Source organism: Bradyrhizobium sp. UFLA05-153, assembly GCF_054185185.1.
On sequence record NZ_JBBIAM010000004.1, the window covers coordinates 74,822 to 90,656 of the forward strand.

A 15,835-nucleotide genomic window follows, 5' to 3' on the forward strand; every position below is an offset into this window, starting at 1 on the left:
TATTGCGGCGCGGCTCAACTTGCAACGTCAATTCGTCGGCAGCACAGCAGCGTTGCAGGAAACGGATAAAGCGTGGGTTCAGGCGGCTCCGTCATCGTCGCCGCCATCCGAGGCAGCCTCGGCCGCCTCGCGCACCTCGACGAGCGCCATCGAGAGCAGATAGACAGTCGTCGACAGGCCCAGCCGGCGCGCCGTTTCAAGGGCGAGCGACAGATCGCCTACGAGACTTTCCAGCTCTTGCCCCCGGGACAATGTCGTCAATCACCCTCGTCGCGGACCGCGCCCGTCTACACCGCGATGGCGCCGCTGGTCCTGATGAGCTCGGCGCTGGGACGAAGTGTAGCAAAATTGCTGATCACGTTCACCACCGACTGCTTGTAGTCGGCTGCATCGCCATGGCCCGGATGGCGGCAGGCGACGGCGTCGGTGACAACCTGGTAGCGATGGCTCCTGTGAAAACCGTCGACCACTGTCGCCAAAATCGTCTCGTCGAGCGAGAAACCGAGCAGTACGCAGCGGATGTTCCGGATGTTCGCGCTGTAGTCGGCAAACCGCGCGGAACTGTAGGCCGACGGCAGCGGATGCTCGAACGTGATCTCGCCCGGTCGCGGCTTCAGCTCGACAATCCAATCGGTCAGCTTGGATGCCGGATTGAACCAGGCGGCCTGCGCAATGCGCTTGAGGTGCATCACCGGCCAGAGATTGTCGCGCCACAGCGTCAACAACTCCAGGCAGCGCGAGGTCGTGGCGTCGCCGTCGAGAATGACATGGCGACGCCCGGGGGTCAGATATTCGACCTGCAGATCGGCGCAAACCAGGATCGGCGGATCGTCGTGAATGAAGTCCGGCATCTTCTTGTTCGTAGCTGCACCAATTTCAGCGGGCCATCGAGAGGTTACGCAGCGGCGATGTCACCGCCCGTCCAGCTGAGGCATCGAGCACCCCCGGCCGATCCCAATCGCCCTCGGGGCGGATGATCACGTAAGGATCACTGTCCAGCGTGATCGCGTCCGGCCCCGGCTCGATCTCGAGCACCATCTCGGTATAGGAAAAATCCGAGAAGGTGATCTTGCGATTGTGGCCGAGCGGCTTGGCGCCGAAATGGGCCCAGAAGTCGACCAGCCGGTCCTGCGCCTGCCCATAAATCTTGCGGAAGCCCTTGCGCTTCACATATTCGACGCTCGCCTGCACGAGCTTGAACGACACGCGCGAGCGCCGGTACTGGTGCCGCACCGCGAGCCGCTCGACCTTGGCGAACTCGCCGAAGAAGCGAACCCGCAGGCAGCCGGCGGGCTCATTGCCGATGAAGCCGATGAAATGCGCGGCGACCAAATCGTTGCCGTCGAACTCTTCCTCGAAAGGACAGTCCTGCTCGGCGAGATAGACCGCCGAGCGGATGGCCGTGACCAGCATGAGGTCGCTGGGATCGCGCGCGATGCGGATCGTGATGGCACGCGAGTCGGGTTTGGCTAAAGGAATTCTAGTGCCGTGCATCTGCAAAACTCCCTGCTTCGATCTTAGCCCCCGGCCTGCGCATAGGCAGTCGATTCCATGGCCGCTCGTAGCACCAGAGGTCAGGCTGGAAGCTCGCGATAGGCTCGAAACCCGTCGCTTTCATGATGTCGCGTCCGGCCGCCGTCGATGGCTGCGCGAAACAATCGGCGCTTCGTAACCGCGGCTGCCTCAGATGCGCGGCCGCCTTGCCGAGTCCAGCGATGCCGCGGCCGGTGGCTGCGATGGCCCAGATGTAGGTGGCCGAGACCTCCTCGTTGCCGGATGCGAGATGCCGGATGTCGGGCTCGGTCAGACAGATCTCGTCGAGCAGCAACGCGTCATGGCCGCGCTCATTGAGAAACAGGAAGGCCATGCCACCGACCAGCGCACCGTTACGGGTGAAGGTCAGAAGGCATTGGGAATCGAAGGTGAAATAGCGCGCAAGTTCCTGCTCGCCGATCCGCACGCCGGGGACTAACCGGTGCGCCATGTCGGCAAGCGCGGCAATTTCGGAAAATTGCGCACAATGGACATCGATGTCTGGACTGAGCGGCAGCGCGTCAAATTCATGCCTTGCGGCAAACGAGCCCCTTTCCATAGCCATCTTGCCCCTCTATCGTTTCGCCCCATCCCGTTAGGATGAGGAGCTTACCGGGTAAGGAACAAGTGTATGCAGCAACTATTGCACCGGGGTGCTGCGATGACGCAGCACCGCAGCGACGAGTCCCTCGATGCATCCTGGGACGATTTGAAGCTGTTTTTAGCTTGCGCAAAATATAAAAGTTTCCGCAACGCCGCCGAGGAGCTCGGCCTCACCTCGACGACGCTGATGCGCCGGATCGACCGGCTCGAAGAGAGCATCGGCTGCAAGCTGTTTCTGCGCGACCAGAGTGGATTGACGCTGAGCGACGAAGGCACGGCGATGATCTCCGACGTTACGTTGATGGAGCGTCACGCTTTCAATGTGTTTCGCCGCGCCTCGCGCAGTTCGAGCGATGCGACGGGCACCGTGCGCGTCGCAGTCACTGAAGGGCCCGGCAATTTCTGGATCCTGCCGCGGCTGATCGACTTCCAAAAGACCTATCGCAAGATCACCGTCGACCTGCGCTGCGCGATGGAGCAGGCCGATGTTGCGCGCCTGGAATCCGATATCGCGATCCAGCTGGAGCCGCCGACCAATCCGGATCTGATCGTGGCCAAGCTTGGCCGGCTGCATATCTATCCCTTCGTCTCGAAGGAGTACGAGAGCCTGCACGGCGTGCCCCGCACGCTTGCCGAGTTGCAGAACCACCGGATCATCAAGCAGAGCGCACCGCAAGTCGACGACACCGCCTATGCCCGCATCCTGGGGCTCAAGTCGCTCGAGGGCATCGTCGGGATCAAGACCAATTCATCGGTCGGCGTGCTCTATGCGGTGGAACGCGGGGCCGGCATCGGCTTTCTGCCGACGGTGTCGATCGCACTCGGCGCGCCGCTCGTCGCAGTCGATCTCGGCGTCAGTCACCACGCCGATCTCTGGCTCACCTATCACAAGGAATTCCGCGCCTCCGAGCGGCACAAGATCGTGGTTGAGTGGCTGAAGAAGATCTTCGATCCGCGTGCCTATCCCTGCTTCCGCGATGAGTTCATCCACCCGAACGCGCTGGTGCCGATGATGGCGTCGGCTCGAGAGAGCTTTGGCCTGACGGGCTATGTCGCGACGACGCCGAGGTGATCGGCAGCGGCTACCATCTGTATTCGAAGCCGACCGTGCCCTGTTGCGAGGTGAACTCGTTGCGGAACTTGCCGTCATAATTGACGTAGAGTCGCGCGGTGTTGGTCAGGCTGAGCGAGGCCGACGCGCCAGCGTCGAGGCCGTAGCGGCTCTCGCCGATGCCGGGCACCACGAGGCTCTGCCTGCCCAGGCTGACCTGGATCGATCCCAGGTCCTGATAGAAATTGTCGACGAACTTGCCGTAGGCGGACAGATCCAGAATCTTCTGGTCGAAGATGAAGTAGCGCCCAACCTCGGCGCCGAGCATCACGCGCGCGCGTGCGAGTGCGGACGAGCCGACGGTCAGGGGAAAGAGGCTGCCCGTCTCCTGGAACGAGGCGCTGGTGGCGCGAACATATTCCAGCGCACCTTTGGGGACGAAGCGGGTCTGGTCCTGGGTCCAGTAGTAGCTGATCTCGGTCAGCGCGCCGTCGATGGTGGCGCGATAGCCCGCGGTCGCCAAACCGAAGCCGCTTTCCCGGCTGGAATGGACATTGCCGAAGCCATGCACGAGCGCAAAGGCCCAGGTCCAGGGCCCCTTGTCGACCGAGCCGTTGATGCCGAGCTGGGTCAGATCCAGCGATGCCGATTGCAGCGCCAGGGGCACATCGATGTCGGTGTGGCTCTGGTCGACGGAGAAGCCGAGATTGACCCCCGGCGCGAGCCGCGCGCCGAAACCGGCGACCCCGCCAACGGTCTTGCGCTTGTCGCCGACGAAGTCGCCCTGCGCGTCGGTCCGCATCGAAATACCATAGCCCTCGAACCAGGTCCGGTAGCGCGGCCCTTCCGCCGCCTGCGCGGCGCCGCCGCCGCCGGGGTTGGTGCGGGAGGTCCGGTCGAAGCCGTTCGAGGCCTGGTTGCCCAGCCGCTCCAGAAAACTGGAGCCGAGGTTGAGCGTGGTGTTGCCCGTCGACTGGCCGTAGTTCATCGCGGTCGGCGTTGGTGACGGTGTAGGCGTCGGGGTGGGCGTCGGGGTCGCCGTGGGGGTCGGCGTCGGTGTAGGCGACTGCGCATGCGCCGGGGCAGCCATGATCATCAGGAAGAACGCAAAGGCGACCGCCATGACGCTCGCGGCCCGCCGGACAACACCCGGCCGGCGCGTCCGCCTTGTCCCTGAAGGCTGCGATAGGCAGCGCATAACGACACAATTCCCAAAGCAAATGGCGACACGCAAAAATGCAACACGCATCGCGGCACCTGGAACGATTTGCGCTGAACCGGCGTGAAGGGTCAATCGCTTGGGCGGCGTTGAACGGGGGGATTACCCGCGCTGTGGTACCGCTGCCACAGGTCGCAAACTGTGCCACCGCGATTCGGATCGGGACTTGAATTTTGCACGCTGCTTGCTAGCGCGCGATTTTCATGTTGCAATATCCGGCACAATCGGATTTGGCCGCTCGACTGTGCGTTTCGCGACATTGAGACTCAAGACTCGAACAGACTTCCGGAAGCCCGTTTGTGGCGTGGCACGCGCAAAGACGTGGCCGCGTCTTTTTTATGTCTAAAGGAGGAGACTGGCGATGCAAAAAGGCACCGTCAAATGGTTCAACCCGACAAAGGGCTATGGCTTCATCAAGCCGAACGGCGGCGACAAGGACGTGTTCGTCCACATCTCCGCGGTCGAGCGCGCTGGGCTGACGACCCTTAATGAAAATCAGGTGGTTGAATACGATCTCGTGGAGAACCGCGGCAAGACTTCCGCGGAGAACCTCAGAGTTCACTGACTTTCTGCCAACGATCGACATAGACAAGCATGAATCCCCCCGGCTCCGCCCGGGGGATTTCATTTGTGGCTCAAGCCTGGATGGCGCTTCAGCCCACCACCGGCGAGATCAGGAAATTCTCCGAGCCCCCGCTCCCCACGGTCTTGCAGACGTCACCGTCGATCCGGACCTTGCCGGTTGCAAGCAGGCGCAGTGCTTCGGGATAGATGCGGTGCTCGACTTCGAGGATGCGCTCGGACAGCGTATCCGGCGTGTCGTTGTCACTGACTGGAACCGCGCCCTGCATCACGATCGGGCCGGCATCGGTCGCGGGGATCACGAAGTGCACCGTCGCGCCGGACAGTTTGACGCCGGCGCGCAAGGCCTGGCCGTGCGGGTCGAGGCCGGGGAACGACGGCAGCAGCGAGGGATGGATGTTGAGCATCCGCCCGTACCAGCTTTGCGTGAACTCGGCCGTGAACAGCCGCATGAAGCCGCCCAGACAAATCAGCTCGATGCCATGCTGGTCGAGGGCTGCCTGCAGCGCCGCCTCGAAGCCGGCGCGGTCCTTGCCGAATGGCTTGCTCTCGATCAACAGCGTCTTCACGCCGCTCGCCCTCGCCTTCTCCAGGCCCAGCGCGGCGGCCTTGTTCGAGATGACGAGCGAAATCTCCGCTGGAAAATCCGGCGCGGCGGCGGCCTTGATCAGCGCCGCCATGTTGGAGCCTCGGCCGGAGATCAGGATGGCAACGCGGCGCTTCATGAGTTTTACAGCGACAGGTCGAGGTGGCCGTTATAGACGACGCGATGCTCGCCATCGGCCGGGATCACAGTGCCGAGCTGCGCCACCGTCTCGCCGGCATCGGTGAAGACTTGCACCACCTTGTCGGCGGCATCCGGCTCGACGATCGCGATCATGCCGATGCCGCAGTTGAAGGTGCGCAGCATTTCGAGTTCGGCGATGCCGCCTTGCGCCGCCAGCCATTTGAATACCGGCAGCACCGGCAGGTTCGCGAGATCAATGCCGACGCCGAGATGCTTTGGCAGCACGCGCGGAATGTTGTCGGTAAAGCCGCCGCCGGTGATGTGGGCAAGGCCCTTCACCGCGCCGGTCTCGCGGATCGCGCGCAGGCAGGATTTGACGTAGAGCCGGGTCGGCGCGAGCAGCGCGCCCCCGAGCGTCATGACGGGCGCAAACGGCGCCTGGGCCTCGAAGCCGAAGCCGGACTGCTCGACGATCTTGCGCACCAGCGAGAAACCGTTGGAATGCACCCCGGAGGACGCCAGGCCGATCACCGCATCGCCCGCGGCGATATCCTTTCGTGGCAGCAGCGTCCCGCGCTCGGCGGCGCCGACCGCGAACCCGGCGAGATCATAGTCGCCGTCCTTGTAGAGGCCCGGCATCTCGGCGGTTTCGCCGCCGATCAATGCGCAGCCGGACTCGCGGCAGCCTTCGGCGACGCCCGCGACGATCGACGCGGCAGCCTCGGGATCGAGCTTCCCGCAGGCGAAATAATCGAGAAAGAACAGCGGCTCGGCGCCCTGCACCACGAGGTCGTTGACGCTCATGGCAACGAGGTCGATGCCGATCCCGCCATGCAGGCCGGTCTCGATGGCGATCTTGACCTTGGTGCCGACACCGTCGGTGGCAGCGACCAGGACCGGGTCCTTGAACCCGGCTGCCTTGAGGTCGAACAGGCCGCCGAAACCGCCGATCTCGGCATCGGCGCCGGCACGCGCGGTGGCGCGCACCATCGGCTTGATCAGGTCGACCAGGCGATTGCCCGCATCGATGTCTACGCCTGAATCGGCGTAGGTAAGGCCGTTTTTGCGGTCGGTCATGCGGATTTCCAGTGGATTTGCGGCTGGTTACGTCGAATTCGAGGGCCGCGCAATGGCTCGCAAGGGGCCTGAGGCTATACTATGTAGACATATCAACCGGTTCAGCCTCCAAAGGGCCGGATTCGAGGTCACACCGGGTGCCGGGAAGCGCCGCGTGAGTATTCCGAACATCATTACCCTGGGCCGCATCATGCTGGTCCCGATCATCGTCTGGGCGATTGTGTCGAGCCAGATGGAGGTGGCGTTCGCCGTCTTCCTGATCGCCGGCATCAGCGACGCTGTCGACGGCTTCCTGGCCAAGCGCTTCAACATGAGGAGCGAGCTCGGAGCCCTGCTCGATCCGCTCGCCGACAAGGCGCTGCTGGTCTCGATCTATCTGGCGCTCGGCATCTGGGGCGACATCCCGCGCTGGATCGTGATTCTGGTGGTCTCGCGCGACATCATGATCGTCGCCGCCGTGATCGTCTCCTGGCTGTTCGACAAGCCGGTCGAGATGAAGCCGTCGAAGGTGTCGAAGCTCAACACTGCAGCCCAGGTGGCCTATGCGGCGCTGGTGCTGGCCTCCCTCGCCTTCGGCTTCAAGCCCGGCCCCTATGATATAATCCTGATGGGCCTCGTCACGGTCTTCACACTCTCCTCCGTGTCGCTCTATCTCGTCGAGTGGCTGCGGCACATGAGCACGATCGAGGCCAAATGAGGGGGATGCGGTCCCGCAAAAGGCCAACTCCCGCTCGATACGTCGAATCTCTTCAAACGAAGCCGGCTCGCCCGGCATGGAGCAAAGCAAGCGTGGCAGGCCGCGTTCATCCCCGACAACTGGCGTTTTCGCTTCCGCATGCGGAAAGCCTGAGCCGGGACAATTTTCTCGAAGGCCCCGCCAACGCCGCCGGTCTCGCCCTGATCAACGGCTGGCCCGAATGGCCAAACCGGGTCATGTGGCTGGCCGGGCCCGAAGGCTCAGGCAAGAGCCACCTCGCCGCCATCTGGGCTGAAGAGGCCGGCGCGCGCTCCACCACGGCCAATGCATTGACCGCGGCCGCCGTGCCCGGGGCGCTCGCCACGGGCGCACTGGTCGTTGAGGACCTGAAATCGAAGGACCTCGACGAGCGCGCGCTCTTCCATCTGTTGAACCTCGCGCGCGAGGACGGGGCCTACGTCCTGCTCACCGGCCGCGAGGTACCGGCGGCGCTGGAGATCGAGCTGCGCGACCTCCGCTCGCGCCTGCGCGCCGTGCCGGTGGTGTCACTTTTGTCCCCGGACGACCAGCTCTTCCGCGGCCTGATCGTCAAGTTCTGCGCCGACCGACAATTGAACGTCGATGAGAGCGTGGTCGGCTATCTGGCGACCCGCCTGGAGCGCTCCTCCGCCGCGGCGCGGCGGGCCGTGGAGCTGCTCGACAGCGAAGCCCTGCGGCTCGGCCGGCCCGTGACCCGGGCGCTGGCGGTCGAATTGCTGCGCGACGCCTGATCCTTGGTCTGCCGCTTGACGGCGCCGGACGGCGGAACATCAATGTCATCGAAACGTCATCGCGCTAACACATGCTCTGCGCCGGTTTTGCGCATAAGTCGCAAGATAAGGCGAAAGAAGATGGATCGACTTCTCATGGACTCCGCGCAAGCTGTTGAAATCAAAGAAAAAGAACCGGAATCGACAGGCCTCCCGGCGATCGCCACGAGCCCCGAGCGATTCATCAATCGCGAGCTTTCCTGGCTGCATTTCAACCGCCGGGTCCTGGAGGAATCGGTCAATCCCCACCATCCGGTGCTGGAGCGGGTGCGATTCCTGTCGATTTCGGCAAATAACCTTGATGAGTTCTTCATGGTCCGCGTCGCCGGCATCAAGGCGCAGGTCCGCGAGGGCATTCCCGAGCGCAGCCCCGACGGCCTGACCCCGTCCGAGCAGCTCGCGCTGATCAACCGGACCGTCTCGCAACTTGCAAGCGATCAGCAGGCGATCTGGCGCGATCTGCGCGGTACGCTCGCCGACGTCGGCATCGTGCTGGTCGAGGGCAAGGACGTCACCAAGGCGGAGAAGAACTGGCTTGAGGACCACTTCCTCCACAACGTCTTTCCCTTGCTCACTCCGCTCGCAATCGATCCCGCCCACCCCTTCCCGTTCATTCCGAGCCTGGGCTTCACCATCGCGCTTCAGCTCACGCGCGCCGCTGACGGCAAGCAGATGAACGCGCTGATCCGCATGCCCGGCAAGATCGACCGCTTCGTCCGCTTGCCCGCGGAGGGCGTGGTGCGATTGATCTCGCTGGAACAGATGACCGCCCTGTTCATCAACCGCCTGTTCCCCGGCTACAACGTCCACGGCCAGGGCGCCTTCCGCATCATCCGCGACTCCGAAATGGAGATCGAGGAAGAGGCCGAAGACCTCGTGCGCGTGTTCGAGACCGCGCTGAAGCGACGCCGCCGCGGATCGGTGATCCGGCTCGAGGTCGACGCCAAGACGCCTGAACAACTGCGCAGCTTCGTGCAGCACGCGCTCTCTGCGGCCGAAGACGAAGTGTTCCTGGTCGACGGCGTGCTCGCCATGAACGAGCTGTCGCAACTCACCCGCCTCGATCGCCCCGACCTCGAATTCACCCCTTACGTGCCGCGTCATCCCGAGCGCGTGCGCGAGCATGGCGGCGATATCTTCGCCGCGATCCGGCAGAAGGACCTCATCGTCCATCATCCCTACGAATCCTTCGACGTCGTCGTGCAGTTCCTCCAGCAGGCCACGCGCGACCCCGACGTCGTCGCGATCAAGCAGACGCTGTACCGCACCTCCAACAACTCGCCGATCGTGCGTGCGTTGGCCGAGGCCGCCGAGGCGGGCAAGTCCGTTACCGCGCTGATCGAGCTCAAGGCGCGCTTCGACGAGGAGGCCAATATCCGCTGGGCGCGCGACCTCGAGCGCGCCGGCGTGCAGGTCGTCTACGGCTTCCTCGAACTCAAGACGCACGCAAAACTCTCGATGGTCGTGCGCCGCGAGGGCGGCAGCCTCACCACCTATGTTCACACCGGCACAGGCAACTACCATCCGGTGACCGCGCGCATCTACACCGACCTCTCCTACTTCACGTCGGACCCGACCATCGGCCGCGACGCTGCGCGCGTGTTCAACTTCATCACCGGCTATGCCGCGCCGAGCGATCTCGACAAGATGGCGGTGTCGCCGCTGACGCTGCGCAAGCGCATCATCGAGCACATCCAGGGCGAGACCGCGCATGCGCGGCACGGCCGGACCGGCGCGGTCTGGATGAAGATGAATGCCCTGGTCGACCCCGACATCATCGACGCGCTCTACGAGGCATCTCAAGCCGGCGTCCAGGTCGAGCTCGTGGTGCGCGGCATCTGCTGCCTGCGGCCGGGTATCCCCGGCCTGTCGGAGAACATCCGCGTCAAATCGATCATCGGGCGCTTCCTCGAACACGGCCGTATCTACTGTTTCGGCATGGGCCAGGGCCTGCCGAGCGCGAAAGCGGCTGTGTATATCTCGTCAGCCGACATGATGCCGCGCAATCTCGACCGCCGTGTCGAGGTATTGTGCCCGCTGCAAAATCCGACGGTACATCAGCAGGTTCTCGAACAGATCATGGTCGCCAACCTGAAGGACAATGAGCAGAGCTGGCAATTGTTGCCCGACGGATCGTCAACGCGTATGAAGGCCGCGAAGGGCGAGGAGCCCTTCAACGTGCACAACTACTTCATGACAAATCCGAGTCTGTCTGGCCGTGGAAAGTCGCTCAAGGAATCCTCGCCGCGGCGTCTCACGCGCCGGAACGAACGTCATCAGTCCTGATCGGGGATTGTTGCCGTGACACGGCCGCGCAAACGTGGCGCAAGCGTCGCGGTGATCGATATCGGCTCCAACTCGGTGCGTCTCGTCGTCTACGAGGAACTGGCGCGGAGCCTCATTCCGATCTTCAACGAGAAGACGCTCTGCGGTCTCGGCCGCGAGGTGCAGAGCACTGGTCTGCTCGCGCCCGACGCGGTCGACAAGGCACTGACCTCTCTGAAGCGATTTCGTGCGCTCTGTCGCGTGATGCAGGTCGGCCGCGTCTTTGCGATCGCGACCGCCGCGTGCCGCGACGCCTCGAATGGCCCCGACTTCATCGCCAGGGCCGAGCGCATCTGCGCGGTGAAGATCGAGATCCTGTCGGGCCCGCGCGAGGCGCGGCTCTCCGCGCTTGGCGTCGTCTCCGGCATCCATCATCCCGACGGCATCGTCGGCGATCTCGGCGGCGGCTCGCTGGAGCTCGTCGAGGTCCACCGCAACAGCGTGCGCAGCGGCGTGACGCTGCCCCTCGGCGGGCTCGCCCTGCAGGATCTCGCGCATAAATCGCTGAAGCGCGCCGACCACATCGTGCAGGAGGAGCTCGACGCGGTGGAGCAGCTCAAGGCCGGGCGCGGACGCACCTTCTATGCCGTCGGCGGCACGTGGCGCGCACTCGCCCGCATCCACATCATCCAGAGCGGCTATCCGCTCCAGGTGATGCACGGCTATTCGATACCGGCGGCGGACGCACTGGATTTCGCGCGACGCCTGCGGCGCCTGGCTGCGTCCAACATGCTGGCCGACATCGAACTGGTCGCCGATGCGCGGCGGCCTCTCCTCGCCTATGCCGCACTGGTGCTCGAACACATCATCCGCGTCGCACGGCCGAAGACGATCGTGTTCTCGACCTTCGGCGTGCGAGAAGGCCTGTTGCACGAGAAGCTGTCGGAAGCCGAACGCGCCAAGGACGGATTGATCTGCGCCGCGGAAGAGCTGAACCAGCTGATGTCACGCTCGGCGCGCCATGCCCGCGAGCTGATGGAATGGACCGATCGCTTCGTGCGCGTGGTGAAGCTGCGGGAGACCGAGGAGGACCGCAGGCTGCGCCACACCGCGTGTCTGCTCTCCGACATCGGCTGGCGCGTCCATCCCGACCACCGCGGCGAGCAGACGCTGAGCCTCGTGGTCAACGGCAATTTCGGCGCAGTCAGCCATGAAGGCCGCGCCTTCGTCGGCCTGTCGGTGTTCTATCGTTATGCGGGCTTGAGCGAAGAGAACCAGCCGCCGCTGACGATGCAGGAGCTGCTCACGCCTGCGCATCTCGAGCGCGCCCGGCTCTTGGGCGCCGCGTTCCGCGTCGCACATCTGATCTCGGCGGCCCGGCCCGGCGTGCTGCCGGCCACCCATTTCCGCAGCACGGGCCGCAAGCTGATGCTGGTGTTCGAGCACCGCCTCGGCGATCTCGTCGCCGACCGCGTCGGCGGCCGCTTCAAGCAGCTCGCCCGCCTCGTCGGCCGCTCGGGGTCCATCGTAAGGCGTTAAGGCCAACAGCTTCGAGAGGCGCTACTGCGCGATGAGCGCCGTCCTCGCGGAGACGTGATGGCACGCAATCTTCCAGTCGCCATCCTCGCGGACGATGACCCAGGTGATCTTGACCGAGAGCGGCGGGGCTTCCTCGCCGAGGTCGAACGAAGCGATGGCGGCCATGTTGACCACCTCAGGCGTGACGTGCGCGCAAGCTACGTCCGAAAACGAAACGCTCGGCGCTCGCCAGCGTGGCAGACCTTTGAAATACGCCGCAACGCCGTCGCGGCCGCGATAGAGCGTTGGATTGGAGCCATAGAAGAACGCGTTCCTCGAATACAGCGACGACAGCGCCGCCGCATCCAACCTTGCGAAGCCGGCAGACCATTTCGCGATGATGGCGGAAACGATGGCGTCGGGTTCCTCCTGCATGCGACAGCTCAGCCCCTGTCAGCCCTTTCTCAGCCCTTGGCGACTTCCTTGGCAAAGGTGTCGCGCAATCCGATCGTCCGCGAAAACACCGGCTTGCCCGGCGTCGAATCCTTGTCGCGCACGAAGTAGCCCTGCCGCTCGAACTGCATCGGCTCGGTCGCATTGCTCTCGGCAACCGACACCTCGATCCGCGCGTCGGGAAGGATCTCCAGCGACTGCGGATTGAGATCGGCGGCAAAATTGGCAGCGTTCGGGCTCGGGTTCGAGAACAGCTGGTTGTAGAGGCGGATCTCCGCCGACACCGACTGCGCCGCCGGCAGCCAGTGCATCGTCGCCTTGACCTTGCGGCCGTCGGGCGCGTTGCCGCCCTTGGTCAGGGGATCATAGGTGCAGCGGAGCTCGACCACCTCGCCGGCGTCGTTCTTGATCACGCCGGTGCACTTGATGAAATAGGCGTAGCGCAGCCGCACCTCGTTGCCCGGCGACAGGCGGAAGAACTTTTTCGGCGGGTTTTCCATGAAGTCGTCGCGCTCGATATAGATCTCGCGAGAGAACGCGATCTTGCGCGTGCCGGCCGATGCATCGTCGGGATGGTTGATCGCCTCGAGCTCCTCGACCTGCCCTTCCGGATAGTTCTCGATCACGACCTTCAGCGGCCGCAACACCGCCATGCGCCGCTGCGACGTGCGGTTCAATTCCTCACGGATGCAGAATTCGAGCATGCCGACATCGACCACGCTGTTGGCTTTCGCCACACCGATGCGCTTGACGAACTCGCGAAGTGCGGCCGGCGGCACGCCACGGCGGCGCAGGCCCGCCATGGTCGGCATGCGCGGATCGTCCCAGCCCGCGACATGGCCGTCGCGCACGAGCTGGGTCAGCACGCGCTTCGACAGCACCGTGTAGGTCAGGTTCAGCCGTGCGAATTCATACTGATGCGGCTCCGAGGGCACCGGCAGCTTCTCGATGAACCAGTCATAGAGCGGACGGTGGTCCTCGAACTCCAGCGTGCAGATCGAATGCGTGATGCCCTCGATCGCATCCGACTGGCCATGCGCGTAGTCATAGCTCGGATAGATGCACCACTTGTCGCCGGTGCGCGGATGATGCGCATGCAGGATGCGATAGAGCACGGGATCGCGCAGGTTGATGTTGGGTGAGGCCATGTCGATCTTGGCCCGCAGCACGCGCGCGCCGTTCGGGAATTCGCCGGCCTTCATGCGCCGGAACAGGTCGAGGTTCTCCTCGACCGTGCGGTCGCGGAACGGCGAGTTCTTGCCCGGCTCCGTCAGCGTGCCGCGGGTAAGCCGGATCTCGTCCTGGGTCTGGTCGTCGGCATAAGCGAGCCCGTCGCGGATCAGCTTCTCCGCCCATTCGTACAGGCGGTCGAAATAGTCCGAGGCGTAGAACAGGTTCTTGCCCCAGTCGAACCCGAGCCAGTGCACGTCGGCCTGGATGGAGTCGATATATTCCTGCTCTTCCTTGACCGGATTGGTGTCGTCGAAGCGCAGGTGGCAGCGGCCGCGAAACTCCTCAGCGATGCCGAAATTGAGCGCAATCGACTTGGCATGGCCGATATGCAGATACCCGTTCGGCTCCGGCGGGAACCGGGTCACGATCTCCTTGTACTTCGCCGCATCGAGATCGGCCTGGACGATGTCACGAATGAAATCGCGCCCCGCCTCAGTCGCCACCGGTTCTGTCGTCATGCCGAAAATCCTGTAGGGAAATCAGCGGTCCTTCTGCCAGTTTCGGAAGGCTGAGCCAAGCCCTCAGCCCGGTCCGATGCGGTCCGCTGGCAGGCTTTAGTTATGCACCGTTCCTGCTATACACCACCGCCTCCAATGCATAGGCCGTTCCACTCATGACCGATTCCGTCGTCACGCGCTTCGCCCCCTCGCCGACCGGCTTCCTCCATATCGGGGGCGCCCGCACGGCGCTGTTCAACTGGCTCTATGCGAAGAAGCATGGCGGCAAGATGCTGCTCCGGATCGAGGACACTGACCGCGAGCGCTCCACCGAGGCGGCGATCGGCGCCATCCTCGACGGGCTGAAATGGCTGGAGCTTTCCTGGGATGGCGACGTCATCTACCAGTTCAGCCGCGCCGCCCGCCACCGCGAGGTGGCCGAGCAGCTGCTCGCCGACGGCAAGGCCTATCACTGCTACGCCACCGCCGAGGAGCTCGCCGCGATGCGCGAGAAGGCGCGCGCCGAGGGCCGCACCCGCTTCTATGACGGGATGTGGCGCGATCGCGATCCGGCAACCGCGCCCGGCAATGTCAAGCCGACGATCCGGCTGCGCGCGCCGCAGACCGGCGAGACCGTGATCGAGGACCAGGTGCAGGGCCGCGTGGTTTGGCAGAACGAGAACCTCGACGACCTCGTCTTGCTGCGCGGCGATGGCACGCCGACCTATATGCTCGCGGTGGTGGTCGACGACCACGACATGGGCGTCACGCATGTGATCCGCGGCGACGATCATCTGATCAACGCCGCGCGCCAGAAGCAGATCTACGATGCGATGGGATGGGCGCTGCCGAGCATGTCGCACATCCCGCTGATCCACGGCCCGGACGGCTCAAAACTCTCCAAGCGGCATGGCGCACTCGGCGTCGATGCCTACCGCGCCATGGGCTATCTGCCGGCCGCGCTACGCAATTACCTCGTCCGCCTCGGCTGGAGCCATGGCGACCAGGAGATCTTCTCGACCGAGGAGATGATCGCCGCGTTCGACCTCGCCAGCGTCGGCCGCGCTGCCGCGCGTTTCGACTTTGCCAAGCTCGAGAACCTCAACGGCCACTACATCCGTAACGCGGACGATCAATCGCTCGTGAGGATGTTCGAGGACGTGCTTGACCACGTTCCGGGACGTGCCGAACTCAAGGCCAAGCTGAACGATGCCACGCGCGCGCAGCTTCTGAAGGCCATGCCGAGCCTCAAGGAGCGCGCCAAGACGCTGATCGAGCTGATCGACGGTGCCTATTTCATCTTCGCCGACCGCCCGCTGGAGCTCGATCCCAAGGCCGCAGCCCTGCTGACGCCGGAGAACCGGGCCCTGATCGGCCGGCTTCATTCCGCGCTGGAGAATGTCGAGAGCTGGAGCGCGGCCACCGCGGAGGCCGCGCTGCGCGCCTATGCCGAGGAAAATAGTCTCAAGCTCGGCGCGGTCGCCCAGCCGCTGCGGGCAGCGCTGACCGGACGAAGCACTTCACCCGGTATATTCGAGGTTTTGGACGTCCTGGGGCGCCAGGAAAGCCTGGGCCGGCTGAAGGATCAATCTACGACCTAAGTCCTGTGCGGTGCCCATCTTGCAGCGCAC

The 15,835-nt window shown here is 64.2% G+C and carries 16 protein-coding genes; 7 read left to right on the forward strand and 9 right to left on the reverse strand.

Features of this window, described 5'->3' with window-relative positions; translation table 11 throughout:
* Window positions 1-78: 78 nt before the first annotated feature.
* Genes Q2941_RS04075 through Q2941_RS04090 form a run of 4 tightly spaced genes read right to left on the reverse strand, consistent with a single transcriptional unit; the run spans window position 79 to window position 2,098 of the window.
* Window positions 79-261 (reverse strand): hypothetical protein, encoded by a 183-nt coding sequence (locus Q2941_RS04075; protein WP_156944386.1) that lies wholly within the window; start codon window positions 259-261, stop codon window positions 79-81.
* Between the two features lie 26 nt (window positions 262-287).
* Entirely contained in the window at window positions 288-851 is a 564-nt protein-coding gene (locus tag Q2941_RS04080; protein WP_027523882.1) for a cysteine hydrolase family protein, read from the reverse strand.
* 25 nt (window positions 852-876) lie between these two features.
* Window positions 877-1,494, reverse strand: a complete 618-nt coding sequence (locus tag Q2941_RS04085; protein WP_027523881.1) for a GNAT family N-acetyltransferase — start codon at window positions 1,492-1,494, stop codon at window positions 877-879.
* Window positions 1,481-2,098 (reverse strand): hypothetical protein, encoded by a 618-nt coding sequence (locus Q2941_RS04090; RefSeq protein ID WP_027523880.1) that lies wholly within the window; start codon window positions 2,096-2,098, stop codon window positions 1,481-1,483. The genes Q2941_RS04085 and Q2941_RS04090 overlap by 14 nt, the downstream gene beginning before the upstream one ends.
* A 66-nt stretch (window positions 2,099-2,164) precedes the next feature.
* Between Q2941_RS04090 and Q2941_RS04095 the strand changes: the two genes are divergently transcribed.
* On the forward strand, window positions 2,165-3,208 hold the full coding sequence (locus Q2941_RS04095; RefSeq protein WP_254112207.1) for a LysR family transcriptional regulator: 1,044 nt from the start codon (window positions 2,165-2,167) through the stop codon (window positions 3,206-3,208).
* Window positions 3,209-3,218: 10 nt separating this feature from the next.
* Here Q2941_RS04095 and Q2941_RS04100 read toward each other — a convergent pair whose 3' ends face one another.
* Entirely contained in the window at window positions 3,219-4,385 is a 1,167-nt protein-coding gene (locus tag Q2941_RS04100; protein ID WP_458191722.1) for an autotransporter outer membrane beta-barrel domain-containing protein, read from the reverse strand.
* A gap of 382 nt (window positions 4,386-4,767) precedes the next feature.
* On the opposite strand from Q2941_RS04100, the gene Q2941_RS04105 reads away from it, so the two are divergent.
* Window positions 4,768-4,971, forward strand: coding sequence for a cold-shock protein (locus tag Q2941_RS04105; RefSeq protein ID WP_027523877.1), 204 nt, complete (start codon window positions 4,768-4,770; stop codon window positions 4,969-4,971).
* 88 nt (window positions 4,972-5,059) lie between these two features.
* On the opposite strand, the gene purN is transcribed toward Q2941_RS04105, so the two are convergent.
* The gene (gene purN / locus Q2941_RS04110) at window positions 5,060-5,713 is read right to left on the reverse strand and encodes a phosphoribosylglycinamide formyltransferase (protein WP_458191723.1); all 654 of its coding nucleotides are present in this window, start codon (window positions 5,711-5,713) and stop codon (window positions 5,060-5,062) included.
* Window positions 5,714-5,718: 5 nt separating this feature from the next.
* The gene (purM, locus tag Q2941_RS04115) at window positions 5,719-6,792 is read right to left on the reverse strand and encodes a phosphoribosylformylglycinamidine cyclo-ligase (protein ID WP_458191724.1); all 1,074 of its coding nucleotides are present in this window, start codon (window positions 6,790-6,792) and stop codon (window positions 5,719-5,721) included.
* Window positions 6,793-6,946: 154 nt separating this feature from the next.
* Between purM and Q2941_RS04120 the strand changes: the two genes are divergently transcribed.
* The 4 genes from Q2941_RS04120 (at window position 6,947) to ppx (ending at window position 12,102) form a co-directional block, all read left to right on the forward strand.
* A complete protein-coding gene (locus Q2941_RS04120; RefSeq protein ID WP_027523874.1) occupies window positions 6,947-7,489 on the forward strand; it encodes a CDP-alcohol phosphatidyltransferase family protein in 543 nt (180 codons plus the stop codon).
* Between the two features lie 92 nt (window positions 7,490-7,581).
* The gene (locus tag Q2941_RS04125; RefSeq protein ID WP_458191725.1) at window positions 7,582-8,259 is read left to right on the forward strand and encodes a P-loop NTPase family protein; all 678 of its coding nucleotides are present in this window, start codon (window positions 7,582-7,584) and stop codon (window positions 8,257-8,259) included.
* A gap of 135 nt (window positions 8,260-8,394) precedes the next feature.
* Entirely contained in the window at window positions 8,395-10,584 is a 2,190-nt protein-coding gene (locus Q2941_RS04130) for an RNA degradosome polyphosphate kinase (protein ID WP_458191780.1), read from the forward strand.
* A gap of 15 nt (window positions 10,585-10,599) precedes the next feature.
* Window positions 10,600-12,102, forward strand: coding sequence for an exopolyphosphatase (gene ppx, locus Q2941_RS04135; RefSeq protein ID WP_458191726.1), 1,503 nt, complete (start codon window positions 10,600-10,602; stop codon window positions 12,100-12,102).
* Between the two features lie 21 nt (window positions 12,103-12,123).
* Here the strand turns inward: ppx and Q2941_RS04140 are convergent, their stop codons facing one another.
* Both Q2941_RS04140 and Q2941_RS04145 read right to left on the reverse strand, forming a co-directional pair.
* Window positions 12,124-12,516 (reverse strand): YybH family protein, encoded by a 393-nt coding sequence (locus Q2941_RS04140; RefSeq protein ID WP_254112204.1) that lies wholly within the window; start codon window positions 12,514-12,516, stop codon window positions 12,124-12,126.
* 29 nt (window positions 12,517-12,545) lie between these two features.
* Entirely contained in the window at window positions 12,546-14,225 is a 1,680-nt protein-coding gene (locus Q2941_RS04145; protein WP_458191727.1) for a glutamine--tRNA ligase/YqeY domain fusion protein, read from the reverse strand.
* Window positions 14,226-14,380: 155 nt separating this feature from the next.
* Between Q2941_RS04145 and gltX the strand changes: the two genes are divergently transcribed.
* Window positions 14,381-15,805, forward strand: coding sequence for a glutamate--tRNA ligase (gene gltX, locus Q2941_RS04150; RefSeq protein ID WP_458191728.1), 1,425 nt, complete (start codon window positions 14,381-14,383; stop codon window positions 15,803-15,805).
* The last annotated feature ends 30 nt before the right edge of the window (window positions 15,806-15,835 follow it).